The sequence below is a fragment of the Streptomyces niger genome (assembly GCF_000718305.1).
Classification (GTDB): Bacteria; Actinomycetota; Actinomycetes; order Streptomycetales; family Streptomycetaceae; genus Streptomyces; species Streptomyces niger.
The window spans coordinates 15,831-41,100 of the sequence record NZ_JOFQ01000008.1 but is presented as its reverse complement, the minus strand read 5'-3'; the positions used below and the strand labels follow the sequence as shown (position 1 = coordinate 41,100).

Annotated in this window: 23 protein-coding genes; 10 read left to right on the top strand and 13 right to left on the bottom strand. The window is 72.6% G+C overall.

Annotated features, from left to right (window positions below):
- Window positions 1–12: 12 nt before the first annotated feature.
- Entirely contained in the window at window positions 13–3,114 is a 3,102-nt protein-coding gene (locus IF20_RS16660; RefSeq protein WP_052865993.1) for an NACHT domain-containing protein, read from the bottom strand.
- A gap of 497 nt (window positions 3,115–3,611) precedes the next feature.
- Between IF20_RS16660 and IF20_RS16655 the strand changes: the two genes are divergently transcribed.
- Complete coding sequence (locus IF20_RS16655) at window positions 3,612–4,322, top strand: M23 family metallopeptidase (RefSeq protein WP_052865992.1); 711 nt, start codon at window positions 3,612–3,614, stop codon at window positions 4,320–4,322.
- A gap of 31 nt (window positions 4,323–4,353) precedes the next feature.
- On the opposite strand, the gene IF20_RS16650 is transcribed toward IF20_RS16655, so the two are convergent.
- The gene (locus IF20_RS16650; protein ID WP_110944239.1) at window positions 4,354–4,932 is read right to left on the bottom strand and encodes a TetR/AcrR family transcriptional regulator; all 579 of its coding nucleotides are present in this window, start codon (window positions 4,930–4,932) and stop codon (window positions 4,354–4,356) included.
- Between the two features lie 157 nt (window positions 4,933–5,089).
- On the opposite strand from IF20_RS16650, the gene IF20_RS16645 reads away from it, so the two are divergent.
- The gene (locus tag IF20_RS16645; protein ID WP_052865990.1) at window positions 5,090–6,685 is read left to right on the top strand and encodes an MDR family MFS transporter; all 1,596 of its coding nucleotides are present in this window, start codon (window positions 5,090–5,092) and stop codon (window positions 6,683–6,685) included.
- Between the two features lie 109 nt (window positions 6,686–6,794).
- Here IF20_RS16645 and cseC read toward each other — a convergent pair whose 3' ends face one another.
- The 4 genes from cseC to IF20_RS16625 form a co-directional block, all read right to left on the bottom strand.
- On the bottom strand, window positions 6,795–8,102 hold the full coding sequence (cseC, locus tag IF20_RS16640; protein WP_052865989.1) for a two-component system sensor histidine kinase CseC: 1,308 nt from the start codon (window positions 8,100–8,102) through the stop codon (window positions 6,795–6,797).
- Window positions 8,103–8,109: 7 nt separating this feature from the next.
- Window positions 8,110–8,823, bottom strand: a complete 714-nt coding sequence (gene cseB / locus IF20_RS16635; RefSeq protein ID WP_052865988.1) for a two-component system response regulator CseB — start codon at window positions 8,821–8,823, stop codon at window positions 8,110–8,112.
- An 8-nt stretch (window positions 8,824–8,831) separates the two neighbouring features.
- Window positions 8,832–9,539, bottom strand: a complete 708-nt coding sequence (locus IF20_RS16630; protein ID WP_324605572.1) for a hypothetical protein — start codon at window positions 9,537–9,539, stop codon at window positions 8,832–8,834.
- Window positions 9,540–9,605: 66 nt separating this feature from the next.
- Entirely contained in the window at window positions 9,606–10,157 is a 552-nt protein-coding gene (locus tag IF20_RS16625) for a SigE family RNA polymerase sigma factor (RefSeq protein ID WP_052865987.1), read from the bottom strand.
- Window positions 10,158–10,531: 374 nt separating this feature from the next.
- Between IF20_RS16625 and IF20_RS16620 the strand changes: the two genes are divergently transcribed.
- Window positions 10,532–11,656 (top strand): YVTN family beta-propeller repeat protein, encoded by a 1,125-nt coding sequence (locus IF20_RS16620; RefSeq protein WP_110944238.1) that lies wholly within the window; start codon window positions 10,532–10,534, stop codon window positions 11,654–11,656.
- 42 nt (window positions 11,657–11,698) lie between these two features.
- Here the strand turns inward: IF20_RS16620 and IF20_RS16615 are convergent, their stop codons facing one another.
- Window positions 11,699–12,748 carry an HhH-GPD family protein gene (locus IF20_RS16615; RefSeq protein WP_234426686.1) on the bottom strand — a complete coding sequence of 350 codons (1,050 nt, stop codon included), beginning with the start codon at window positions 12,746–12,748 and terminating at the stop codon, window positions 11,699–11,701.
- Between the two features lie 186 nt (window positions 12,749–12,934).
- Between IF20_RS16615 and IF20_RS16610 the strand changes: the two genes are divergently transcribed.
- On the top strand, window positions 12,935–13,453 hold the full coding sequence (locus IF20_RS16610) for a pyridoxamine 5'-phosphate oxidase family protein (RefSeq protein ID WP_052865985.1): 519 nt from the start codon (window positions 12,935–12,937) through the stop codon (window positions 13,451–13,453).
- Here IF20_RS16610 and IF20_RS16605 read toward each other — a convergent pair.
- From IF20_RS16605 to IF20_RS16595, 3 genes are all read right to left on the bottom strand, one after another.
- On the bottom strand, window positions 13,415–14,308 hold the full coding sequence (locus IF20_RS16605) for a hypothetical protein (RefSeq protein WP_052865984.1): 894 nt from the start codon (window positions 14,306–14,308) through the stop codon (window positions 13,415–13,417). The two genes, IF20_RS16610 and IF20_RS16605, sit on opposite strands and share 39 nt — an antisense overlap.
- Window positions 14,309–14,454: 146 nt before the next feature.
- Window positions 14,455–14,652 carry a DUF397 domain-containing protein gene (locus IF20_RS16600; protein WP_052865983.1) on the bottom strand — a complete coding sequence of 66 codons (198 nt, stop codon included), beginning with the start codon at window positions 14,650–14,652 and terminating at the stop codon, window positions 14,455–14,457.
- The gene (locus tag IF20_RS16595) at window positions 14,631–15,479 is read right to left on the bottom strand and encodes a helix-turn-helix domain-containing protein (protein ID WP_052865982.1); all 849 of its coding nucleotides are present in this window, start codon (window positions 15,477–15,479) and stop codon (window positions 14,631–14,633) included. Before IF20_RS16595 ends, IF20_RS16600 begins: the two co-directional genes overlap by 22 nt.
- 116 nt (window positions 15,480–15,595) lie before the next feature.
- On the opposite strand from IF20_RS16595, the gene IF20_RS16590 reads away from it, so the two are divergent.
- Together IF20_RS16590 and IF20_RS16585 are read left to right on the top strand one after the other, a co-directional pair.
- A complete protein-coding gene (locus tag IF20_RS16590; protein WP_234426685.1) occupies window positions 15,596–15,898 on the top strand; it encodes a hypothetical protein in 303 nt (100 codons plus the stop codon).
- Window positions 15,899–15,967: 69 nt separating this feature from the next.
- Window positions 15,968–16,792: a hypothetical protein gene (locus tag IF20_RS16585; RefSeq protein WP_052865981.1), complete on the top strand. Its 825-nt coding sequence runs from the start codon at window positions 15,968–15,970 to the stop codon at window positions 16,790–16,792.
- Window positions 16,793–16,876: 84 nt separating this feature from the next.
- On the opposite strand, the gene disA is transcribed toward IF20_RS16585, so the two are convergent.
- Window positions 16,877–18,001 (bottom strand): DNA integrity scanning diadenylate cyclase DisA, encoded by a 1,125-nt coding sequence (disA, locus tag IF20_RS16580; RefSeq protein ID WP_052865980.1) that lies wholly within the window; start codon window positions 17,999–18,001, stop codon window positions 16,877–16,879.
- Window positions 18,002–18,214: 213 nt separating this feature from the next.
- A complete protein-coding gene (radA, locus tag IF20_RS16575) occupies window positions 18,215–19,657 on the bottom strand; it encodes a DNA repair protein RadA (protein ID WP_052865979.1) in 1,443 nt (480 codons plus the stop codon).
- 274 nt (window positions 19,658–19,931) lie between these two features.
- Between radA and IF20_RS16570 the strand changes: the two genes are divergently transcribed.
- Window positions 19,932–21,671, top strand: coding sequence for a sigma-70 family RNA polymerase sigma factor (locus tag IF20_RS16570; protein ID WP_052865978.1), 1,740 nt, complete (start codon window positions 19,932–19,934; stop codon window positions 21,669–21,671).
- A 63-nt stretch (window positions 21,672–21,734) separates the two neighbouring features.
- On the opposite strand, the gene IF20_RS16565 is transcribed toward IF20_RS16570, so the two are convergent.
- The gene (locus tag IF20_RS16565; RefSeq protein WP_052865977.1) at window positions 21,735–22,598 is read right to left on the bottom strand and encodes a hypothetical protein; all 864 of its coding nucleotides are present in this window, start codon (window positions 22,596–22,598) and stop codon (window positions 21,735–21,737) included.
- Between the two features lie 45 nt (window positions 22,599–22,643).
- On the opposite strand from IF20_RS16565, the gene IF20_RS16560 reads away from it, so the two are divergent.
- The 3 genes from IF20_RS16560 to IF20_RS16550 all read left to right on the top strand — a co-directional run bounded on the left by IF20_RS16560 (window position 22,644) and on the right by IF20_RS16550 (window position 25,172).
- Window positions 22,644–23,597, top strand: coding sequence for a Ppx/GppA phosphatase family protein (locus IF20_RS16560; RefSeq protein ID WP_052865976.1), 954 nt, complete (start codon window positions 22,644–22,646; stop codon window positions 23,595–23,597).
- 94 nt (window positions 23,598–23,691) lie between these two features.
- The gene (locus tag IF20_RS16555; RefSeq protein WP_199896633.1) at window positions 23,692–24,516 is read left to right on the top strand and encodes a sugar phosphate isomerase/epimerase family protein; all 825 of its coding nucleotides are present in this window, start codon (window positions 23,692–23,694) and stop codon (window positions 24,514–24,516) included.
- Complete coding sequence (locus IF20_RS16550; protein WP_052865974.1) at window positions 24,513–25,172, top strand: TetR/AcrR family transcriptional regulator; 660 nt, start codon at window positions 24,513–24,515, stop codon at window positions 25,170–25,172. The genes IF20_RS16555 and IF20_RS16550 overlap by 4 nt, the downstream gene beginning before the upstream one ends.
- Window positions 25,173–25,270 lie beyond the last annotated feature (98 nt).

The window sequence follows — 25,270 nt, the reverse complement described above, 5'->3', positions numbered from 1 at the left end:
GGGGCCGGGACGTCACAGCGGCCGGACGACGTCGAGCCTTTCCAGGTGGGGGAAGTGGCGTGCGACGACTGCCTCGTCGGAGAACTCTCCCGTGGGATCGAAGAGCCTGAGTGTGGCCGGACCGGGGAGCGTGAGCCCGTCCGGGCAGGCCGCGAGGCAGTCGGCATCCACGCTGAGGTGCGTGAGCGACTCCAGTGCCGCGATCGCCTCCCAGCCCGCGGCGTCCCTCGGGCATGCCTGGGAGTCGAGCAGCAGGGTCCGCAGCTCCGGCCAGGCCCGTACGACGAGCGGCCCCGACCAGTCACGGGAAGCGGTGCCGCCCAGCCGCAGGGTCTGGAGCGGCGCGTCCTTCGGCAGGTCGTCGGGGCCCCAGGCGACGTCCGGCAGGTGGACCATCAGGCTGGTGAGCCCGGACAGTGAGGCGAGAGGCCGCAGGTCCCGGAGCCGGGGGAGGTGGAACAGGCCGAGCCACTCCAGAGGCAGACCGGTGAGCGGCGAGAGGTCGGTGACGCGCGGGGTGTCGTAGAGGGTCAGCTGTGTGAATCGCGGCGTGCTCCGCAGGAACCCGAGGTCGTGGATGTCATTGGCCTCGATGCGGAGGAAGGTGGCGCCGGCTTCGCACGCGTACGTCGCGAGCGCGTCCTGGGTCACCTTGCTCCGGACGTCGAGCCGCTCGCGCCCGCCCATCTCCCGCAGCAGCCGCAGGTGTTCGTCGGCGTGGACCGAGAACATCAGGCCGTCCGGGTCGAGGTGCCGGACGATCTCGTCCGCGTACCGCCCGGCATCGAACCGGTGCCAGGCCCACACCAGTTGGGAGCGGACGCGCAGCGCCGGATGGTCCCGGAAGCGGCCCAGTACCGGCAGCGCGCGCTCCGACTCCACGTTCGAGGCCGCGACCGTGACGGCGACCGCCTCGTCCTCCGTCAGCCCCTCGGGGCTCGGTAGCAGTTCCAGGACCAGCGGGCCCGCGGCGGCCAGTTCCCTGGCCTCCTCGGCGGAGCGGGGCGGCAGCAGCTCCGCCGTCCGTTCCTCCACGGCCGTACGGACCGCCGGGGCCAGCTCCGAGGCGTGTTCCAGGCAGGCCAGGGCCAGCAGCCGGACGCGGATGCGCACCGCGCGCTCGTCCGCTCCGCTCGCCGCATCGGCCCGTGTCAGCAACTCCCGCAGGATCTCGGCGCGTTCGCGTGGCCGGCCGTGCGCCACCGCCATCCGGATCACGTCCTCCCACTGGGAGTCGTGCGCATGGGCGGTCAGCAGGCCGATGTCCCACTCCTCGACGGCGGCCCGCGCGCCCAGGTAGTCCTGGAAGGTGCGGTGCACGAACGTGACGGCGCCGGGGGTGGGTTCGCGCAGCAGTCCGCTGCGGAGCAGCAGGTGCTGGAAGACCGCGCCGGCGTCCCCCTGGGCGGCGGCCGCCGGTACGGCGGGCAGCGCGTCCGCGATGATGCGCTCGGCGTGCGCCCGGTCCAGCTCCGTCCGGCCGTTGCGGATGAGCCAGTACGCGAGCCGCTGCAGCAACTGGATCTGCGGCTCGTCGCTCAGCTCGATGCCGTCCGGGCCGTTCATGTCGCGTTCCCGGTCGCGGCGCGACAGCAGCATGGTCAGCGCCGCGTCGTACAGCTCCTTGCGGCCGTGCGGCAGGTAGCCGCGCCGGTCGCGGTGGAGCGCGCAGATCAGCCCGCACATCAGGGGGTTGGTGGCCAGCCGCCCCAGGTCCTGCTTGGTGCGTACGGCGTGCAGCAGCGACTGCTCGTACGCGGTGAGCCGGTCCTCGTCGGCGGGGGCTTCCGCGCGCGCCGCGGCGTGCCAGCGCGCGAGGAACGCGGCCACGTCGTCCCGGCTCATCGGGGCGAGCGTCAGCTCGGTGAAGCCCTCGGCCGCGAGCCAGTCCGTGCGGACGGCGGAGGGGCGCGAGGTCACCATCCACAGGTTGTGGGGGAACGCGTCCAGGAGGTCGCGCAGCCACCGCCGGGTCCGGTCGCGCTCCCGTTCGGGTATCTCGTCCAGGCCGTCCACGAGGACCAGCCCGCGGCCGCTCGCCAGTACCCGGTGCGCCCAGCCTTCCGGCTGCGCGCCGGCCACCGGGCAGCCGACGGCCGCGAGGAACCGGTCCGGCGTGGGGAGGCCGCCCCCGGCGCGTTGGAGCGTCCGCAGGGGCAGGACGAAGGGAATGCGCCCGTAGAGGTGGGGCAGCGCCGCGGCGCCGGCCGCCGAGGCGCAGGAGACCGCGAGCCACTGGACCAGCGTGCTCTTGCCCGAGCCGGCGACGCCGCGCAGCAGGACGCGGTGGTGCCCGGCGAGCGCCTGGTCGGCGCGGACCGGGGAGGCGGGCGGGGCCGGGAGGCCGGGCAGGTCGTCGTACGGGCCGTCGGCGTCCGGCGCCGCGGCCTGTTCCCCGTACGTCGCCTGCAGGCTCAGGTACGCCGCGTCCAGCGGCCAGCGGTCCGGCGACTGCGCCAGGTCGATGCCGTAGATCGTCAGCCGGCCGTGCTTCTTCCCGAGGTACGCGAGGTAGTCCCGCTCGAAGGCGGTGTCCGCGGCCCGGGGCGACGGATTGCGTGCGATCAGCTCGTCCGTCAGCGCGATCAACCGGTCCAGACTGCGGCTCTGGTCGACCAGGGTGCGCGCGACGAACGTCGAGCGCTGGGTGAAGAAGTGCACGATGTGCAGGCAGGCGGCGCCGAGCAGGGTGTCGTACAGCTCCTCGGCAGCCCGCGAGAGCGTGCTCTGCGGCGCCCGGCCGGCCTCCTGCCGCAGCCGCCCGGCGAGCGCCGGGGCGCCGAGCCGGACGGCCTGTACGTCGTCCATGTCCAGCTCGCCGAGGCCGTACAGGGTCCGCGCGAGCGCGTCGGCGACGGCGGCCTCGTCGGCGGCGGGTACGGGCCGCTCGCCGGGGCCCGCGGCCCGTACCGCCCGGGCGACCAGTTCTTCGGCGATCTTCCGTAGATCGCCCTCGGTGAGGGTGCGCTTCTCGCCGGTGAACGACACCAGTGCCGACACCCGTACCGGCCGCTCCGCGAGCCCCGCGCCGGGTCCCTCCGCCACGAAGAGTTTCTTCACGAGCGGGGCCAGGACGGATGAGGCCAGCCGGGCCCCGAGTGCTGCCGGTTCCATGCCGGGCTTCCCCCTCCTGTGCCGGCCGAATGCGCCTTTCAGGTTACCGGCGTCACAGGCCCTTGGTCCCGAAACGGACATACCAAGGCCCTCGCGCAAAGTGCGCGTAACGGGGGGTTCGGTGACATGCCGCACAGCGGATTCCGGGCCTACTAAAGGGCATAGGAAAGGCGCCGGGTGGTGTGGTGGGACGCAGTTCCCCGGCGGTTCGGGACTTTCGACAGGGGGGTGGAAAGGTCTTGTGACAGGGCAGTCGAGGATCAAGGGAGTGCCTGGTGGCGGCGGAATTCGGCACCCAGGGGCGGTGCCGGAAAGAAGTCGGCTGGGATGTTTTGAAGCGAATGCGGCGGGTAGCGCAAGGGGCTGATTCCCGCAGCTGTTGTTACGGGGTCCGGTAGTAGAAAGGCTTCTTGGCAGGCCGGCGAGCGGCGATTACCAAGGAATGGCGATCCCGGTTGGTCCCGGCCGGGAGTCTTTCTTTCGGAGGTAATTCCCGCATGTCGAAGTTCTCCCTCACCCGGTATTCGAAGAAGCCCGCCCTGCGTACCCGCGCCACCGTTCTGGTGGCCGGCATGGGCGCCTCCCTCGCGCTGGGTGCCGGTGCTGCTTCGGCGTTGGACGGTGGCGCGGTTTCGCTCCAGGGCCTCTCCACGGACGTGGCGAGCACGGTGAGCGCGCAGGCCGACGCGCAGAAGAAGGCGATCGACGCGGAGAAGAAGGCCAAGGCCGACCGGGCCAAGGCCGCCGCTGACCGGCACGAGCGTGCCCAGCGGCAGCTGCAGAAGACCAACGGCTGGGAGAAGCCGGTGGACAAGTACGGCATCGGCGAGAAGTTCGGTCTGGCGGGCAGCCACTGGTCGCACAAGCACAGCGGTCAGGACTTCGTGGTGCCCACCGGTACCCATGTGAAGGCCGCGCACGAAGGCACCGTCGTGAAGGCGGGCCCGAACGGCGGCGGCGACGGTCCGGCGTACGGTAACGCCATCGTCATCAAGCACGGTCCGCACACGTACACGCAGTACGCGCACCTTTCGAAGATCCAGGTCCAGGTGGGCCAGAAGGTCTCCGTGGGTCAGCAGATCGCGCTTTCCGGCAGCACCGGCAATTCGACCGGTCCGCACCTGCACTTCGAGGTCCGTACCGGCCCGGACTACGGCACCGGTATCGAGCCGGTGAAGTACCTGAAGAGCGAGCACCTGCACATCTGAGCCGCCGGACGGCGGGAACTCGACAACTCCGTCAGGAAGCCGCGGGAGGATTCGCCGCGGTGACCAATTCGAGGGCGACTTCGAGGATGGCCTTGCGCTTTTCCTCGGGGTCGCCCTCGACGTTCTGCATGGCGAACATGCCGGCGTGCAGCGATACCAGTGCGGTGACGCAGCGCGCCTGGTCCGTCAGCTCGGCGTCCGGCTCCTTGAGGAGTCCGACCATCGACAGCATGCGCGCCTTGAACGATTCGCCGATGCTGAGGTCCCGGACGGTGGCCTGGTTCTCCTGCATGAAGCGGAAGAGCGGGGCGGCGTCGCGCAGCGCCTCGCTGTAGCGGCGCACGATCTCCTTCTTCGTCTCCAGCGTGCGCGGCCGGTCGGCGGCCCACTCGATCAGCTCGTCGCAGGGCCTGGCCAGGTCCTCGAAGAGGCTGATGACGATGTCTTCCTTGGTCTTGAAGTGGTAGTACAGGGCGGCCTTGGTGACCTCCAGCCGCTCGGCGATCTCCCGCAGCGAGGTCTTCTCGTACCCCTGCTGGGCGAAGAGGTCCAGGGCCACGTCCTGAATGCGCTGCCGGGTGTTGCCCCTGCGCGCGTGTGCTGTGCCCATGGTGCTCTCCTTCATCGTCCGTGCGGCCTCTCGCAGGCTATCCCTGGTCAGGCGGGGTCGGGCAAAACTTACTTGACGACCGGCTAGTTGCACCTTTACCGTCTTCGTCGACAGTAAACTTGCCGGGCGGCAAGTAAGTAACCTGAACGGGGGAGTGATGGCCGCAACCCAGGCCACCGCGCCGACGGAGACCGGGGCCAGACAGCCCGCGAGCGTCCGTGTGGTGCTCTTCGCACTGATGATCGCGATGCTGCTCGCGATGCTCGACAACATGATCGTGGGCACCGCGATGCCGACGATCGTCGGCGAGCTGGGCGGCCTCGACCACCTCTCCTGGGTGGTCACCGCCTACACCCTCGCCACCGCCGCGTCCACGCCCATCTGGGGCAAGCTCGGCGACATGTACGGCCGCAAGGGCGTCTTCCTCACGTCCATCGTGATCTTCCTGATCGGCTCGGCGACCTCCGGCATGGCCCAGGACATGGGCCAGCTCATCGCCTTCCGCGCCGTGCAGGGCCTGGGCGCCGGCGGTCTGATGGTCGGCGTCATGGCGATCATCGGCGACCTGATCCCGCCCCGGGAGCGCGGCAAGTACCAGGGCATGATGGCCGGCGTCATGGCCGTCGCCATGATCGGCGGCCCGCTGGTCGGCGGCACCATCACCGACCACCTCGGCTGGCGCTGGAGCTTCTACATCAACCTGCCACTCGGCGCGATAGCCCTGGCCATGATCACCGCCGTGCTGCACCTGCCCAAGAAGCGCGCCCGGGCACGCATCGACTACGTGGGCGCCGCGCTGCTCACCGTCGGCATCACCGCGCTCGTCCTGATCACCACCTGGGGCGGCACCGAGTACGACTGGCTGTCGGCGCAGATCGTCGGTCTCGGCGTGCTCGGCGTGCTCTCCCTCCTCGCGTTCGTCCTGGTCGAGCGCAAGGTCAGCGAGCCGGTCCTGCCGCTGCACATCTTCCGCAACGGCAACTTCTCGCTCGTCACCCTGATCGGCTTCCTGGTCGGCTTCGTGATGTTCGGGTCGATGACCTTCCTGCCGCTCTTCCAGCAGACCGTCCAGGGCGCCTCGGCCACCAACTCCGGCCTGCTGCTCCTGCCGATGCTGCTGGCGATGATGGTCGTCTCGCTGATCGCGGGCCGGATCACCACCGCCAGCGGCCGGTACAAGGTCTTCGTGGTGAGCGGCGGCGCGCTGATCACCGCCGGCCTCTTCCTGCTGTCCCTGATGGACACCGGCACCAGCCGCTTCACCTCGGGCGTCTTCATGGCCGTCCTCGGTGCCGGCATGGGCTTCCTGATGCAGACCACGATGCTGATCGCGCAGAACAGCGTCGAGATGAAGGACATGGGCGTCGGCTCGTCCTCCGCCACGCTGTTCCGCACCATCGGCGGCTCCTTCGGTGTGGCGATCTTCGGCGCGCTCTTCACCCACCAGGTGCAGGACGCCATGACCGAGCGGGTCGGCCCGGCCGGCGGCACGGCCATGGAGGGCGGCGCGCAGCTCGGCGCCAACGGACTCGCGCAGCTCCCGGCGCAGCTGAAGGACGCGTACCTGCACGCGGTCGCCGACGGCACCCACCTGGTCTTCCTGTGCGGCGCCGCCATCAGCGTCATCGGCTTCCTCGCGGCCTGGTTCCTCAAGGAGGTGCCGCTGCGCGGCGGCCCGGCGTCGAAGCCGGCCGCCGAGGAGCCCCGGGACACCGTCCCGCTCGACAAGGCGGAGCTTCCGCAGGGCGTCTGACCCGGTACGAAGCGACGATCGGCCCCGGCACCGGCAAACGGTGCCGGGGCCGTTGTCAGTGGCGCGTGCCGGCATCGGAGCGCGTGCGGCCCTTCAGGAGTGCGGCGGGTCAGTCCTCCGGGCCGGGCAGCTGGATCACGGGGAAGCTGCCGGTGGCGGTCGGGGCGTTCTCCGGCAGCCAGAGGACGGCGACGGCGCCGGTCGTGCCGTCCACCGCGGCCTCCGCGTTGCGGAAGGTCAGCCGGGCGCCGAGCACCCGGGCCTGGCCCGCCGCGATGGTCAGGCCCAGGCCGTGGCCGCGGCCCGCCCGGTCGCTGCTGCCGGTGCGGAAGCGGCTCGGCCCCTCGCGGAGCAGCGCTTCGGGGAAGCCGGGCCCGTGGTCGCGGACGCGGATGACGCGGCCCTCGACGGTGACCTCGACCGGCGGCTTGCCGTGCCGGGCGGCGTTGGCGATGAGGTTGCCGAGGATCCGCTCCAGGCGGCGCGGGTCGGTGCTGACCTCCGCGTCCCGCAGCACCTCGATCCGGATGTCCGGGCCGAGCGCCCGCACCCGCCGGCGGACGAACTCCCCGAGGTCGACGTCCTGCAGCTCGGCCCGCTCGGCGTAGCCGTCCAGGCGCGCCACCTCCAGCACGTCCTCGACGAGCGTGCGCATGGCCTGCGCCCGGTCCCGTACGAGCTCGGTGGGGCGGCCCGGGGGCAGCAGCTCCGCCGCGGTGAGCAGCCCCGTGACCGGCGTGCGCAGCTCGTGCGCGATGTCCGCCGTCACCCGCCGCTCCGCCTCGATCCGGGTCTGCAGCGCGTCGGACATGGCGTCGATGGCGTGCGCCAGCTCGTCCGTCTCGTCCCGTACCCGGCCGGGAATCTCGTCCCGTACCCGGACGGACGTATCACCCTCGGCGAGCTTGCGGGCGGCCGCCGCGGCCTTCCGCAGCCGCTTGGAGAGCCGGCCGCCGACGAGCACGCCGAGCGCGCAGCCGGCCGCCACGACCGAGATGGACCCGATGAACAGCGCCTGGTCCAGGTCGTCCAGGACGGTGAAGCGGTCGGGGAAGTCGTTGTGGAGGGAGAGCACCCGGCCGTCGTCCAGCGGCGCGGCGGCCCACACCTCCGGCGCGGCCTCGCCGTTGTCCTCCAGGTAGGTGGCGCGCCGCCCCTCGGCGACCTCGGCGCGCAGCGCCTTGGGCAGCTTGGGGTCGTCCAGCCGGGCGCCGAACTGCAGCCGGCTGGTGGTCTCGTAGATCCGCTGGGTGAAGTTCAGCCGCTCGATCTGCACGTCGCGGCTGTTGTCGAGCATGGAGACCCGGGCGGCGTTGTGCACGACGAGGCTCAGCGCGATCGCGACCAGCGCTCCGACTAGCGCGATCGCCGCACTGAGCTTCCAGCGCAGTCCCGTACGCAGGGCGAGCCCGACCACGCCGCGGTCAGCCTCTCAGCTTGTAGCCGAAGCCGCGGACCGTCTCGATGCGGTCCTGGCCGATCTTGCCGCGCAGCCGCTGCACATGGACGTCCACGACCCGGGTGTCGCCGCCCCAGCCGTAGTCCCACACGCGCTCCAGCAGCCGGTCGCGGGAGAGGACCGTGCCCGGCGCGTCGGAGAACTCCAACAGCAGCCGCATCTCGGTCGGCGTCAGCGCGACCGGCTCGCCGGCCCGCCGCACCTCCATGCCCTCGGTGTCCACCTCCAGGTCACCGAAGCGCAGCAGCCCGTCGTCCGCCGCCGGCGCGGACTCCTTGCCCGCACCGCCGCGGCCGTCGGGGCCGCTGGCGTGCCCGAAGCGGCGCAGTACCGCCCGTATCCGGGCCACCAGCACCGCGCCGTCGAACGGCTTGGTGACGTAGTCGTCGGCGCCCGCCTCCAGGCCGAGCACCACGTCGATGGAGTCGGCGCGCGCGGACAGCATGATCACCGGGACCGTGGACTCGTCCCGGATCCGCCGGCACAGGCTGACCCCGTCCAGACCCGGCACCATGACGTCGAGCAGGGCGATGTCCGGCCGGTCGGCACGGAACGCCTCCAGGCCCGAAAGCCCGTCGGGCATGGCCGTCACCACGAAACCGTCCCGCTCCAGCGCGAGCTGGGTGGCCTCGCGGATGACGTCGTCGTCCTCGACGAAGAGCACATGGGTCTCGGCCATGCGGGTTCTCAATCCTCCGATGGTGTCGCGTTCGGATCGGCGCTGTCGCCGGTCTTGCTGTAGTCGGTGTGGTAGCGGACGTACTCACGGAAGTGGTTCTTCGTCCAGTGGTACGTCATCACATCCTCGCCCGAGGGGCAGCAGACGGCGTCGTCGGTCTTGTACGTCTGCTTGGTGATCTCCAGCTCGCCCTTGCTGACCGCGGCGTAGACCGGCGGCTCCTCGCTGGTGAAGACGTTCTCGTAGCCCTTGGAGCTCTTGCGGTACACGTACGAGCCGATCCCGACGGAGTCCGTACAGGTCATCACGTTGACGATGACGTCCGCCGCCTTGCCGCCGGTCAGCGGGGCGTAGGTGACGTCGATCGGGTACTCGTCGGCCGTGCACGGCTTGGCCAGGGACTTCTTCACCCCGGCGCCGACCTTGGGGTCCTTGCGCAGCAGCGCCCGCGCGTCGACCTTCTTGTACGCCACGGAGGACGAGGGGGAGGGCGTCGGCGTCGCGCTGCGGGCCCGGGACGGTACGGGCGTGTCGGCCGCCGACCCCTCGGACCGCACCCCGTCGCCGGTCGTCTCGCACCCGGCCAGCAGCAACGCGATCGCGGCGATCCCACCGAGGACCGTGCCGGCCGCGCGCCACAAGTTCACGGGCAGGCGCGAGGAAGGGGCCGGCCGCTTCTCGGCCGGTCCGCCGTCGGCTCCGCCGCCTCTGGTCACACCGCTCCTGCTCACCATGTGCCGCTCACCCGTCGCCGGCCCCTGGGCCGGCGGTTCCGCGGCCGGTCAGGCCGCGCACCGCTCCCGCTCCTGGTCGTCGCGCTCCAGTACGCGCGCGTCGACCTCACGGTTCATCAGCTCCTGGCGCAGCCGGGCCAGCGCCCGGTGCAGCGTGCTCTTGACCGTCCCCGTGGACATGCCCAGCGCCGCCGCGGTCTCCTCCGTACTCATCTGCTCCCAGTGTCGCAGGACGACGACGCTGCGCTGCTTGGGAGCCAGCACCGAGAGGATGTCCATGAGCAGGGCGCGGTCGGCGCGCTGCTCGGTGCCGTCGTCCACGCTCGCGTCCGGGAGCTGCTCGGTGGGCACCTCCTCCAGCTTGCGCGCCCGCCACCACTCGGTCCGCGTGTTGATCATGACGCGGCGCAGGTAGGCGTCGGCGAGCGACTTGTCGGCGATGCCGTCCCAACGGCCGTACGTCCGTACCAGCGCCGTCTGCAGGAGGTCCTGGGCGTCGACCGGGTCGGGCACCAGACGTCGCGCGCTCCGCAGCAGCGCATCCTGCCGAGTGCGCACGTACTCTTCGAAGTCCAGTACCTTGCCGCCGCTGGTCGCCATACCGACGCCTCCGTTCCTCCGCCTGCGTTCCCCACGTTGCGTGTGCCGGTGGTCGCGGGCCGGGCGCCGTACGTCTGACGGCGCGGCCCTTCTCCAGCACGAAGAGGACGCTACGGAGGGGGTGTTGCGGCGTCATGCGCGGCTGCCCCACAGGGAGTGCACAGGAATCCGTCGATTGTGTAACAGCGGCGCGGGGCTCCTCCTCGCGGGGGACGGGAGTCGCCGGAACGTCATTCCACAGGGGGAGGACGGGCCCGCCGCGCGGCGGGTTCCACCGGAAGCGCCATTCGGCGGCATCGGCATATGCCGATGCCTTTTTCTGTGGTCGGATGGCAGAGACCTTTCCGTTTTGTCCCGAAAGGATGCGTTTTGCCATGCGACGCCTCGCCGCTGCCCACAGTCCCCCGACCGGTGCGGCCCGACGGACCCGAGGGCACGGCCCAGGGCTGCCGGGGCGCCGACGGCGCCGCGCACACCAGCGGTGGTGCGCCGCCCTCCTCATCCTCGCCGCCCTGCCGGCGGCCGCCTGCGGGGTGACGGCGGCCGACGACGCCGGGGACGCCGCCGCGGCGCGCAGTGCGGCGGAGGCACGGAGCGCGGCCGGCCCCCGGTACCCGGTACGGATCCTGGCCTTCGCCGCCAACACCGGCTCGGACTCGCTCTCCGCGTACAACGTCCAGCTGGCGCGGCCGCTGGGCGCCTCGCCGGTGGGCAACGGACCGACGGGAGTGGGCGCCGCGCCGAACGGCAACACCGTGTACGTGGCGAACAGCAAGAGCAACACCGTGTCCTTCGTGGACACCGAGACCCGCCAGGTCATCGCCACCGTGCCGGTCGGCGCCCAGCCGTACGCCGCGATGCCCACCCCGAACGGCGCCCGCGTGCTGACGGCGAACTTCGGGGCGAACACCGTCAGCGTGATCAGTGTCCCGCTCCAGCGGGTGATCGCCACCGTGCCCGTGGGCCGCATGCCGCACAGCATCGCCACCGTGCCCAACGGCACCGCGTACGTCACCAACAACGGTTCCAACACCGTGACGGTCATCAGCCCCGGCCTGCGCCCCGTCGCCGTCATCCCCGTCGGGGTCTTCCCCAGCGGGATCAGCGCCACCCCCAGGGGCGACCGGGTCTTCGTCTCCAACACCGGATCGGGGACCGTCTCGGTGATCAGCACGGCCTCGAACCAGGTGATCGCCGTCCTGCCGGTGGGCGGGGCACCCGTCGGCAACGCCGTCAGCCCGAGCGGCAACACCCTGTACGTCGCCGACTCCACCAACAATCAGCTGGTCATCGTCGACGTCGGCAGCGGCAGGGTCCGGGCCCGGATCCCCGTCGGCTTGACCCCGCAGGGCGTGGCCGTCTCCCCGGAGGGGGGCCAGGTGTGGGTGACGAACGAGGGCTCCGACACGGTGACCGTCATCAACACGGCGGCCCCGGGCAGCCCCGTCACCCTGCCCGCCGGACACCAGCCGGAGGGCATCGCCATCACGCCCCACTGACGGCGTCCGGCCCGGCCGCGCGGCCGGGCCGGGGCCGGGGGATCAGGTCAGCGGGAGTCGGTACAGGCCGTCCGGCAGCGGCTCCACCAGGCCGTCGGCGACCAGGCCGTCCAGGGCGCGGGCCCGCTGGACCGGCTCGTGCCACACCGCGTCCAGCCGCGCCTGCGGCACCGGCGCCACCGCCTCGCGCAGTACGGCCAGCAGCTTGCCGCGCACCTGGCGGTCGGTGCCCGCGTACGTCTGGACGCGCCGCGGCGGGCCCTCGTGCTCGGGACGGCCGGCCAGCTGCCACGCGCACTGCGCGGAGATCGGGCAGCGCACGCACTCCGGGCTGCGCGCCGTGCACACCAGTGCGCCCAGTTCCATCGTGGCCGCGGCCCACTTCGAGGCGGTCGCCTCGTCCTCGGGCAGCAGCGCACGGGCGAGCTTGCGCTCGGCGGCGGTGGTGGCGTTCGGCGGGTACTGGCGGCCGGTGACCGCACGGGCGAACACGCGCCGGACGTTGGTGTCCAGCACCGCGTGCCGCTGCCCGTACGCGAAGGAGGCCACCGCCGCCGCGGTGTACTCGCCGACGCCGGGCAGCGCCAGCAGCTGGGCGTGTTCGCGCGGCACGTCGCCGCCGTGCCGCTCCTTTATCGCGGAGGCGGCGGCGTGCAGCCGCAGCGCGCGCCGCGGGTAGCCGAGCCGGCCCCAGGCGCGCACCGCCTCGCCGGACGGCTCGGCGGCCAGGTCGGCCGGGCGGGGCCAGCGGGCGAGCCACTGCTCGTAGACCGGCAGGACCCGGTTGACGGGCGTCTGCTGCAGCATGAACTCGCTGACCATCACGCCCCAGGCACCCGCCTCGGGGCGGCGCCACGGCAGATCGCGGGCGTGCTCGTCGAACCAGACGTTGACCGGCTCGTGCAGTCGCCGGCCGGCCCTGTCGGCGGCGTCGGCGGCATCCGTGGCGATGCCGGTGGCGGATGCGGCGGCAAGGGCGGAGGCGGCGGTGGGCTCGGCGGGGCGCGGCGCGGGGGTCCCGGCGGTGCGTCCGGTGCCGGGCTCCACGGCGGCGTCGCCGGCGGGCTGGGCGGGGGCAGGAGTGGAAGTCATGGCACCGTCGATCCTGACACGGTGGCGCGCGGCGGTGAAACGCGCCGGGCCCGCGCCGCCCGTTGTGCACCTGCACGTGGTACGCGGACTGCTGCAACGGGGCGTGCGGAGGGCCGCCGGGACGGCCGTATGACCGAGGCGCGGGGCGCCGCTCCGCCACCCGCCCGGGCGAGCGAGGATGCTTCCATGACCCACAGCGCGCCCCAGCCCGAGGACCACCCCTGCCCGCCCGAGATCCTGCAGGCCCTGGCCGACCACACCACCATGACGCTCGCCTACACGGACGACGACGGGCCCCAGGCCTGTGCCGTCCTGTACGCCGCGACCGACGGCCCGGCCCCCGTCCTCCTCTTCGTCACCTCGGAGTCCACCCGCCACGGCCGGGCCCTGGCCGCCGCGCACCCCGCGGCCCCGGTCGCGTTCACCGCCCAACGCGACGACCAGGAGTGGTCCGGCCTGACGGGCGTGCAGGGCCGCGGCACGTGCCGCCGCCTGGACGGTGCGGAGCGCCGGCGGGCCTGGCGCGCGTACGCCGACCGCTTCCCGTACGTCGCGCTCAGCCCCAAGCTGCGCAGCGCCATGGACCACACCGCCTTCTGGGAACTCCGGCCCACCTGGCTCCGCCTGATCGACAACGCCCGGGGCTTCGGCCACAAGGAGGAATGGTCAGGCGGGAGCGGGAGGAGCGGGGAGACGGCGCCGTAGCCCCGCACGGACGAGTGCGGCGCCTCTGACGGTGACGGGGGAGAGCGGCGCCGGCGCGGTATCGGCGCGCGCCCGCCGGCAGTTCCGGCACCGTCTCTCGTCCTGCAGCGGCACGAAGTCCGTGACCGCGCAGTCCGTGCAGGTACGGACCCGGGCAGCGGCGGACGGCGGCGACCCGCCCGGCTCGGGCGGCTCGGGCGGCGGATCAGGGAGCTTACGGGTGAGCCGGTCCCGCACGAGGGCGGCCGGCGAATGGATGGGATACGGCAGCCCCGAGGTCAGCGCGGTGTGCAGCTCAGCCGAGGTGGCCCCGCGGGCCAGCCATTCGGCGGCGAGCGGCGCGAGCTCACGTACGTCCCGGCCGCTGAGCCGGAGGCGCGGCTCGGCACGGGAGACCGCCGCGAGGGCGACGACCGCCTCGTCGGCCGACTCGGCGGGGTGGGGGGTGTTCTCCCTGGTCTTGTCTTCAGGGGGACGCCCGACCGGCCGGTCCGTCGCTGCACCGACCGGCGGTTTCGGCTCACTCGGTGCGCCGTGCCGGACGCGGGCCGCCTGTTCCTTCTCCAGCGGTTCGTTGGAGATGAGCTGATCGGTGGCCCAGCGGCCGTTGCTGCCCTGGTACCGCCACTCGTACAGGTACCGTTCGGCGGCCAGCTCGCGCTTCGCGCGGGTGAGCTTGCGGGAATTCCAGCCGGCCTGGCGAGCGATGTCCTGCGGGGCCGTCTCGGCCCCCTCGGGCAGTGACAACGCCCAGAGGAGCAGCACCTTGGCGTCGGAGGAAAGCCGCGGATGGCGGATGATTTCGTTCGGCGCGAGGGTGAAGAACCGGGTGGGCGCGTTAGCATGCTTGAGCACTTCGGGGGTGGTCCGTTTCCCTCGGCAGTGAAGGCCCCAGTGCGGTGTTGGTAGCACCCGCTGGGGCCGCTTTGCGCCCACAGTATCGGCGATCAAACCCCCTGTACCTCGCTGATACGAGTGAACTACCGGCTCGAAAAGGCCAGTTAGCGCCGTATGTGCGCGAGGAACGCGGCCCAGACGTCGGCCGAAAAGACGAGCACGGGCCCGTGCGGGTCCTTGCTGTCACGGACGGGGACGAGGCCGGGGAGCCCGTAGGCGGTCTCGACGCACGCTCCGCCGTCCTGGTTGCTGTAGCTGCTCTTACGCCAGTGCGCCGTGCTCAGGTCGGGGACTGCTCGCATCGCTTGTACTCCTTCATCACCGCGCGGATCAGCGTCGCGGATTCCGCAGGGGAAAGTGCGTACGCCCTGAGGGCATCGTAGGCACGCTTCCGCTTGGCCACGGTTGCCTCGTTGTCGATGAGTTGGCCGGAGTAGCCGGTCTCTTCGTAAGCCACGGTGAGCTTGTTCGGCAGGGTGATGAGGATGAGCGGGATGTTCATCAGCGCGTGCTCACCGTGGTCGAACGGCAGCACTTGGATCGTCGTGTACCGAGTGTCCATGAGCGGCAGCAGGCCGGCCAACTGATCGTGCATGGTGCCGCGTCCGCCGACGGGGCGACGCAGCACCGCCTCGTCGAGGACGGCCCAGAAGTACGGCCGGCAGGGGGCCCGCAGCAGCTCCTGACGGGAGAGCCGGGCTGACACCTTCTCCTCGATCTCCTCATCCGTCGCTTCGTTGTCACCGACGCGCAGCAGGGCCCGCGCGTACTCCTCGGTCTGCAACAGGCCGGGCACCGTCTGGGCCGCGTAGTCCTCGATCGTCGCGGCCTGCGCCTCCAGGGCCATGAAACCCCGATACTTTCCCGGGTGCGGCTCCCGTCGTGCCAGTTCGTACAGGCGGGCGAAGTGGCCGTCCGTGCCGAAGGCGGCGTCGAGTGCGGAGGGGAGGCCGGGCGGGATGGAGCGGTCGGCCGTCTCGACATTCCCGAGGTGTGTCTTGCTGTAGCGGACGATCTCGGCGAGCTGGGCCAGGGACAGCCGGGCGGCCAGCCGCTCGCGGCGCAGCTCCGCGCCGAAGAAGTCGCGGGCCGACCGGCCGGGGAACAACTCGCGGGGCTCTGCCGCCATCTGCGGCCTCCTCTGTCCTCATGGCCCGCTGCGGACGCGCGGCGGGTTCCGACCGTAGCGCCGGAGCGCAACCCTTTCCTTACGGACAGTGATTTTCGGCACGGAAGGTGGAGCTCATGGGTGCGGTGGAGGAGAAAGGGGCGGCCCCGCCGAAGGGGTCGTTCGCGGTGGACACGCGGACGGCAGAGGTCGGCGAGGTCATGGACGTCATCGAGGGGACGGTCTGGCTGCGGCCGCCCCGCGGCGGGCGCGAGTGGGAGGTGCCGTGCGGCGCCGCACGGCCCGCAACCGCTGCCGAGGTGCTGAGCGCCAAGGTCGCGCAGGCGAACTCTGCTCGGCGCCGGGGACGACGACGGGCCCCGGCAGGCGGGGGCTCGGGGTCGATTTCGGGAGCTGACCTGGAGGAACCAGGCAGATGATGGGAAAAGTCGGCGGCCCGTCGGCGGGTACTGGCTGGCATCGGGGCTGATCTCTCGTACAGTTTCCGCGTGGGATCTCTGCGCAATCCGATCGGGCCGCTTCCCTCCTCCATCTACTGGCGACGGAGGGCGGTCGCGCTCGCGATCCTCGCGCTCCTCGTGCTGCTGGTGGTGTGGGCCCTCAACATGGGCAACACCAGCGGTGACGGCTCGAACAACAAGGGGTCTGCCGGTGGTCCCGCCACGTCCATCACGCCGGGGCCCAACGCCACCGACTCCGGCATCAGTCAGAAGCCGGGCGGCCGCGACGAGGCGGGCGACGGCGGCGGGGACGGCGGTGACGCGGGTTCCGGTGGGGCCGGGAGCGGCGGTTCGGGCGGCTCCGGTGGCGGTACGGGCGACGGTACGCCCATCGGCGAGGGCGGCGGCTCCGGATCCGGCGCGGGTGTCGGCGGCGGTGGCGGCGTCCTGGTGCCGAGCGGCTCGTCGCTTGCCGACTGCCAGGGTTCCGACGTCGAGTTGAAGCTGCACAGCGTCAAGAACGACTACGGCCCGGACGACCGCCCCACGTTCGAGGTGACCGTCAAGAACACCACGGACAAGGACTGCAAGGTCGACTTCGGCCGCAAGTCCGCGGTGCTGACGATCAGTCACACCAACAGCGAGGACCATGTGTACGCCTCGGACGACTGCCCGCCGAGCACCGGTCCCGCGCTGCTGAAGGTGCCCGCGCGGGCGACCCTCACCCGGACCGTCGAGTGGGACCGCAAGCCCACGGCCCCGCAGTGCGCCACGCCCGGTGCCAAGACGGCGAAGGCGGGCACCTACCTGGCGGAGATCACGGTCGACGGGCTGAAGCCGGACAGCACGTCCTTCGTCCTCGCGAAGGACTGACGTCCGCCCCGCGGCAGGCCGACGCCCGCTCGCGAAGGACCGGAGCCCGCCGGCCGTACCGTACGGCTCGGCCGGCCGTACGGGTCAGACGTAGCGTTCCAGGATTGAGGACTCCGCGAGGCGGCTGAGGCCCTCGCGGACGGAGCGGGCGCGGGCCTCGCCGACGCCGTCCACCGTCTGGAGGTCGTCGACGCTGGCCGCCAGGAGCTTCTGGAGGCCGCCGAAGTGGTCGACGAGACGGTCGATCACGGCGCCCGGGAGGCGCGGCACCTTCGCCAGGAGGCGGAAGCCGCGCGGGGAGACCGCGGAGTCCAGGGTCTCGGGCGAGCCGCTGTAGCCGAGGGCGCGGGCCACGATCGGGAGTTCGAGCAGCTCGGTGTGGGAGAGCGCGTCCAGCTCGGCGAGCGCCTCCGACACCGTGCGGGAGCGCTTGGCCGTGGGCTCGGGGACGTAGTCGCGCACGACCAGCTCCCGCTCCGGCTCGACGCCCGCGATCAGCTCGTCCAGCTGCAGGGAGAGCAGCCGGCCGTCCGTGCCCAGCTCGACGACGTACTCGGCGATCTCGGTGGCGATCCGGCGGACCATCTCCAGGCGCTGGGCCACGGCGGTCACGTCGCGGACCGTCACCAGGTCCTCGATCTCCAGCGCGGAGAGCGTGCCGGCGACCTCGTCCAGGCGCAGCTTGTACCGCTCCAGCGTGGCGAGCGCCTGGTTGGCGCGGGAGAGGATCGCGGCGGACTCTTCGAGGACGCGGCGTTCGCCGTCCACGTAGAGGGCGATCAGGCGCATCGACTGGCTGACCGAGACGACCGGGAAGCCGGCCTGGATGGAGACCCGCTGCGCCGTACGGTGCCGGGTGCCGGTCTCCTCGGTGGCGATGGACGCGTCGGGGACGAGCTGGACGCCGGCGCGCAGGATCTTGGTGATGTCCTTGTCGAGCACCAGCGCGCCGTCGAGCTTGCACAGCTCGCGCAGCCGGGTGGCGGAGAACTCGACGTCGAGGACGAATCCGCCGGTGCACATCGACTCGACCGTCTTGTCGAAGCCGAGGACGATGAGACCGCCGGTGTTGCCGCGGAGGATGCGCTCCAGTCCGTCGCGCAGTGCCGTGCCCGGCGCGACCGCGCTGAGCGAGGCGCGCATCAGACTGTCACCGCCGGAGCTACCGCCGGACCTTCCGGGGGATGACGCCCGGTCGTTGGCTGCCACTGCACTCCTCCGTCGCAAGGTCTGTCGGTGCCGCAGCCCGCCCGGAGCTGCCGCGGCCGCGTACGTACGCCGCGGACGCGATCTGCGGCAGGACTGCGTTGGCGGGCGAGACCAGGGCAAAGTCTACCGGCGACGCGCCGTTTACCTAGGGGAGTCCTGCCCGGGCGGCGCGGAGCGGCACCCGGGCGGCGCACCGGAGGCGGCCTCCGGGGCTCACCGGCCGCTCAACGGCGACGCCTCGGACTCCTCCGGCGCCGACCCCTTCCGCGCGGATTCACGGGGCGGCCGGCGGGGGAGCACGCGCAGCGCCTCGCCGACATCCGCGACCTCCCGGACCCGCATGCCCGCCGGGATCTTGCCCGGGTCGGCCGGCACGAGGGCGTGGGTGAAACCGAGCCGCGCCGCCTCGGCGAGCCGGCGCTGCACGCCCGTGACCCGGCGGACCTCGCCCGCGAGCCCGACCTCGCCGATCGCCACGAGGTTCTTCGGCAGGGGCGTGTCGGACGCGGCGCTGGCCAGCGCGAGCGCCACGGCCAGGTCGGCGGCCGGCTCGGACAGCTTCACGCCGCCGACCGTCGCGCTGTAGATGTCCCGCTTGCCGAGCGCGGAGATGCGGCCGCGCTGCTCCAGGACGGCCAGCATCATCGAGACCCGGGAGGTCTCCAGGCCGGAGGTCGTCCGGCGCGGGGAGGGGATCTGGGAGTCGACCGTGAGCGCCTGCACCTCGGCGACCAGCGGGCGGCGGCCCTCCAGGGTGACGGTCAGGCAGGTGCCCGGCACGGGCTCGTCGCGGCGGGTCAGGAAGAGGCCCGAGGGGTCGGCCAGGCCGGTGATGCCCTCGTCGTGCAGCTCGAAGCAGCCGACCTCGTCGGTCGCGCCGTACCGGTTCTTGACGCCCCGTACGAGGCGGAGGCGGGCGTGCCGGTCGCCCTCGAAGCTGAGGACGACGTCGACGAGATGCTCCAGAAGGCGCGGCCCGGCGATGTTCCCGTCCTTGGTGACGTGGCCGACGAGGAGCGTGGACATGCCGCGCTCCTTCGACGCGCGGATCAGCGCCCCGGCGACCTCGCGGACCTGCGCCATGCCGCCCGGCGCGCCGTCGATCTCGGGCGAGGCGACGGTCTGGACGGAGTCCAGGATCAGCAGGGAGGGCTTGACCGAGTCGAGGTGGCCGAGGACGGCGGAGAGGTCGGTCTCGGCGGCGAGGTACAGATGGTCGTCGATGGCACCGATGCGGTCGGCGCGCAGCCGCACCTGGCTCGCGGACTCCTCGCCCGTGACGTACAGCGTGCGGTGGTCGTCGCTCGCGGCCTTGGCGGCGACGTCCAGCAGGAGCGTGGACTTGCCGACGCCGGGCTCGCCGGCGAGCAGCACGACGGCGCCGGGCACGAGGCCGCCGCCGAGCACGCGGTCCAGCTCGGCCACGCCGGTGGAGCGGGCCGTGGCCTGCCGGCCGTCGACCTGGCCGATGGGCAGCGCGGCCGTGGTGACCCGGCCCGGGGCCGTCGTCCGGACGGCCGGGCTGCCGCCGGCCTCCTCGACCGTGCCCCACGCCTGGCACTCGGGGCAGCGGCCGAGCCACTTCGCGGTGGTCCAGCCGCACTCGGTGCAGCGGTACGACGGTCGGTCCTTGGCCGCGGATTTACGGGTTGCCATGGGAGCCACCGTAGCCGTGGGGTACGACAACGCGGCCGGGCGCGGTACGGAAGGGCGGGATGAGGGGTTCGGTGCGGGTGGATATCAGTGGGCACCGGTGCATACCGGTGGCTGCCGGCGGCACGTTCCGGGTGGCTGTGGCCGCAGATGCGTGTGTGAGGGACGGTGCGGATCGGACGCCTGTCCCCTTTTGAGGGAGAACGTCACCCGAAAGAATTAAAAGCCGCCAAGCAGCCCTGACCGGTCATCGCCGTCTGTCTACGGTCGCCGGGTGATGAGCAGCAGGCCCGGACACCCGACACAGACCACTGCCGCTCCGCCCCGCGCGCCCCGGGTGGAGCGGGACCGACAGCAGGACCGGGCCGGTCGTGCCGCCCGGTCCGACCGGCACGACCTGTCCACCGAGCGCTACGAGCCCTACGTGGACGGACTGTTCACGTACTGCCTCTCCGTGCTGTGCGAGCACGGCGCGGCGACCGAGGTGCTCGGCGAGGTGCTCGCGCTCGCCGAGCGGCAGCACGGACGCCGCCCGTCCGACCCCGCGCTGTACCGCCCGTGGCTGTACGCGCTGGCCCGCTGGGCATGTCTGCGGCGGCTCGCCGACCCGGACGCGCGCCCGGTGCCCGCGGTCGACGACGAGACCGACCAGCGGCGCGAACTGGCAGCGCTGGCCTGGCCGGAGGCGGCCGGGACGACACCGGAGCAGCGCGAGGCGCTGGAGCTGTCCGTGCGGCACGGGCTCGGCGCCCGCGAACTGGCCGCCGTGCTGGGCATGGAGCCGGTCTCGGCCCGCGCCCTGCTCTCCACCGCCGCCTGCGAGGTGGAGCGCACCCGCGCGGCGCTCGCCGTCGTCGAGTTCGGCCGCTGCCCCGACGTGTCCCGGCTCGCCGGGGACACCCGGACGCTGCTGGGCACGGCGCTGCGGCGGGAGCTCGTGGCGCACGTCGACGCGTGTGCGGAGTGCCGTCGTACGGCCGAGCGCGCGACGGCGAGCGGGCCCTGGCCCGGGGCCGAGCCGGTGGCGCAGGGGCCGCTCCCGATGGTCGCGGCGCCGCGCGCCGCGGCCCGCGTGGCGATGCGCGCTGCGCTGCGGTCGCGGACCGGGCGGGCGGTGGAGCCGCTGGAGAAGGGGGCGCAGGGGCGCACGAAACGGGCGGTAGGCGTAAACGGTTCTGCACCCCGTTACGACCGCGACGGCTTCCCCCTCGGCCCCAAGGACCGGGCGGCCCGCAACGCCCGGCTGCGCAGCCGCGCGCTCACCACCACCGTGGTGGCCACGGTCCTGGCGGCGCCGGTGCTCGCCCTCTGGGCGGCGTACCGGGGCGCCCCGCTGACCGGCGAGACCGACGGCACCTCCGTCACCGCGGGCGACACCGACGGCGACCGGCTGGGCGCGCGCCCGTACGAGGAGGCGGGCAGCGCACAGACCACGCCCGGCCCCCGGTTCGCGCCCGGCAGCCACCGGTCGGACGTGTCGGTGGAGGTGATCGGCGCGCAGGGCGAGCGGCTGCGGAAGGCCGTGCCGAGCCCGTCGCGGTCCCGTTCCGGGCCGGGGCGGCTGACCGTCGCGGCGCAGCCGAGCGGTGACCTGACCCTCATCACGCTGTCCGCCTCCGGCGGGTCGGCGGTGCGGTGGGCGGCGCACGCCCGCGCGCCGTGGCTGCAGTTCAGCACGACGGCCGGGGTGCTGCAGCCGGGGGAGACGACGACGGTCAGGGTGTACGTCGACCACGACCGCGAGCCGGCCGGCCACTGGCGGGCCCGGATCACCGTGGACCCGGCGGGATCGGTGATCACGATCGAGGGGCACGGGGCGACGCAGCCGAACCCCGGGGGGCCGCGGCCGACGCCTACGGATCCGCCGACGCATCCGACGCACCCGACGCCCACGCCGCCCGATCCGACGCCGTCCGACCCGCCGCCGTCCCCGACGCCGACGCCTTCGGAGCCGCCGCCGAGTGATCCGCCGTCCGGCGAGCCGCCGCCGTCGGACTCGGGCAGCCCGGCGGGCTGAGCCCCGGGGCGCTGCCCCCGGACCCCCGGTCCTCAATCGCCGGACGGGCTGAATTCTGCTGGGTCAGTCCTTTCGGATCACCGGCATCGGGAGCAGTACCGGGTCCGCCGGGTGCGGGGCCATCGGGCTCTCCGTCGCGAGGCGTTCCTCGCACAGTTCCGCCAGGCGGTCGTAGCCCTCCTTGCCCATCAGCTCGATGAGCTCGGGCGCGTACGACTCGTAGACCGCCTTCGACGCGCCGTGTGCGGACGTCGCCGAGGTGCACCACCAGTTCAGGTCGTGGCCGCCGGGGCCCCAGCCGCGGCGGTCGTACTCGCCGATGGTGATCTGCAGGACGCGGGTGTCGTCGGGGCGGTCGATCCAGTCGTAGGTGCGGCGGACCGGGAGCTGCCAGCAGACGTCCGGCTTGGTCTCCAGCGGCTCGCGGCCTTCCTGGAGGGCCAGGATGTGCAGCGAGCAGCCGGCGCCGCCGGCGAAACCGGGGCGGTTCTGGAAGATGCAGGAGCCCTTCCAGCGCCGGGTCTGGCGCTCACCGTCGTCCTCGTCCTCCTCGACCCAGCCGGTCGTGGTGCCCACGTCGTGGAACTGCCAGATGTCCGGCGTGAGCCGCGCCACGTGCTCGGCGACCCGCTGCTCGTCCTCCTCGTCGGAGAAGTGCGCGCCGAGCGTGCAGCAGCCGTCGTCGGCGCGGCCGGCCTCGATGCCCTGGCAGCCGCCGCCGAAGACGCAGTTCCAGCGCGAGGTGAGCCAGGTCAGGTCGCACTTGAAGACCTGCTCGTCATCGGCCGGGTCGGGGAAGGTGACCCAGGCACGGGCGAAGTCGAGGCCGACCTCGTCGGTCACCTCGTCGGACGCCGCCCCGCGCGCCTGTTGCTTTTCCAGCTTCTTGAGGGCTTTTTCCTGCTTCGCCTTTTTCGTCTTCGCCACATCCCCAGCCTAAAGGCGAGAAGGGGTCGCAGTAGCTTTCTGGGTATGAGACTCGGTGTCCTCGACGTGGGTTCGAATACGGTGCATCTGCTGGTGGTGGATGCGCACCCTGGCGCGCGGCCGCTGCCCGCGTGGTCCCACAAGGCGGAATTGCGGCTGGCCGAACTCCTCGACGAGGACGGGAACGTCGGGGCCGCGGGCGTCGACCGGCTCGTCGCCACGGTGCGCGAGGCCCTGCAGGTGGCGGAGGACAAGGGCGTCGAGGACCTGCTGCCGTTCGCGACCTCCGCCGTACGTGACGCACCCAACGGCGAGGACGTGCTCGCGCGCGTCGCCGAGGAGACCGGCGTCACGCTGCGGGTGCTCTCCGGCGAGGACGAGGCGCGGCTCACCTTCCTCGCGGCCCGCCGCTGGTTCGGCTGGTCGGCCGGGCGGCTGCTGCTCCTGGACATCGGCGGCGGCTCGCTGGAGATCGCGTACGGCCTGGACGAGGACCCGGACGCGGCGGTGTCGCTGCCGCTCGGCGCGGGCCGGCTCACCAACAGCGACCTGCCCGGCGACCCGCCGGACCCGGAGGACGTACGGGCGCTGCGGCGCCGGGTGCGCGCCGAGATAGCGCGGGTGGTGAGCGACTTCACACGGTACGGGGCACCGGACCACGTCGTGGCCACGTCGAAGACCTTCAAACAGCTGGCCAGGCTGGCCGGCGCGGCCCGCTCGGCGGAGGGCCTGTACGTGGCGCGCGGGCTGAGCCGAAGAGCGCTGGAGGAGTGGGTGCCGCAGCTGGCCACGATGAGTGCCGAGAAGCGCGCCGAGCTGCCCGGGGTCTCCGAGGGGCGGTCCCGCCAGCTGCTGGCCGGGGCGCTGGTCGCGGAGGCAGCGATGGACCTCCTCAAGGTGGACGAGCTGGAGGTCTGCCCGTGGGCGCTGCGCGAGGGCGTCATCCTGCGGCGGCTGGACCACCTGCCCAACGGCGAGCCCGAAGGCCACGTGGCATGAGCGGACGCCCCCGAGGAGCCCGCAGGGTGGTCAAGGGCACCCCTGATGGCGGTCGCTTGCCCCGTGCGAGGTGCCGCCCCGTACCCTGTCCCTCGTGACGGAGCCAGTGGTGCGCATCCCGGATGCGAAGGTCGCCCTGTCCACGGCGTCGGTGTATCCGGAGTCGACCGCGACGGCCTTCGAGATCGCCGCACGCCTGGGGTACGACGGCATCGAGGTCATGGTCTGGACCGATCCGGTCAGCCAGGACATCGAGGCACTGCGCCGGCTGTCCGACTACCACGGCGTGCCGATCCTGGCCGTCCACGCCCCCTGTCTGCTGATCACTCAGCGCGTGTGGTCCACCGACCCGTGGACCAAGCTCCAGCGGGCCCGCAACGCGGCGGAGAAGCTGGGCGCGTCCACGGTCGTCGTGCATCCGCCCTTCCGGTGGCAGCGCAACTACGCCCGGGACTTCGTGCGCGGGGTGTGGCAGATGGAGAACGAGACGGACGTGCGGTTCGCCGTCGAGAACATGTACCCCTGGCGGTACCGCGACCGGGAGATGCTGGCGTACGCGCCGGACTGGGACCCCACCAAGGACGACTACCGGCACTTCACCGTCGACCTGTCGCACACCTCGACCGCCCGGAGTGACGCGCTGCACATGGTGGACCGGATGGGTGACCGGCTGGCCCACATCCACCTCGCCGACGGCAACGGCTCCAACAAGGACGAGCACCTGGTCCCGGGGCGCGGCAAGCAGCCCTGCGCCGAGCTGCTGGAGCGGTTGGCCGCCACCGGCTACGACGGGCACATCGTCATCGAGGTCAACACCCGCCGCGCGCTCTCCGCCGCCGAACGCGAGGCCGACCTCGCCGAGGCCCTCGCCTTCACCCGCCTCCACCTGGCCTCGCCGAACTCGGTGTACGGCTCGTGACCGCGTCCGGGACGGACGCCTCCGGGACCGGATCCGGTACCGACGCTGCCGCGGCAGCCCCGCGGCGGCGCGGCCGGCCCGCCCGTACGGAAGGCGCCTCGGGGCCCGGCGCGCGGGAGCGGATCCTCACCGCGGCCCGTACGGAGTTCGCCGAGCGCGGGTACGACAAGACCTCCATCCGCTCCATCGCCAAGGCGGCGCAGGTGGACCCGGCGCTGGTGCACCACTACTTCGGCACGAAGGAGCAGGTCTTCGGCGCCGCCATCGAGGTCACCTTCGAGCCCGCGCTGCACCTGCCCGACGTGCTGGCGCAAGGCCCGGAGGGCATCGGCGAGCGGTTCGCCCGCTACTTCATCGGCGTCTGGGAGAACCCGGCCACCCGTATACGGCTGCTCGCCGTGATCCGGTCAGCGGTGACCCACGAGACCGCGGCGAAGGTGCTGCGCGGCATCGTGCTGCGGCGGATGCTGGAGCGGGTGGCGGCGGAGCTGGCGGTGCCGGAGCCGCGCCTGCGGGCCGAGCTGGCCGCCGCGCAGCTGGTCGGCATCGCGATGCTGCGGTACGTCGTCCAGGTCGAGCCGCTGGCCTCGGCCGATCCGGAGGACATCGTGCGGATGGTCGCGCCGACGCTGCAGCGGTACCTCACGGAGGGGTGAGCGGCGGCCGCGCGCCGCGGGTGGTGGCCGGATGTGTTCCGGTCCGTCCGCATGGCGATCGGGCGTCTCACATTCCGGAGGGACTGTCCAGATCTTGG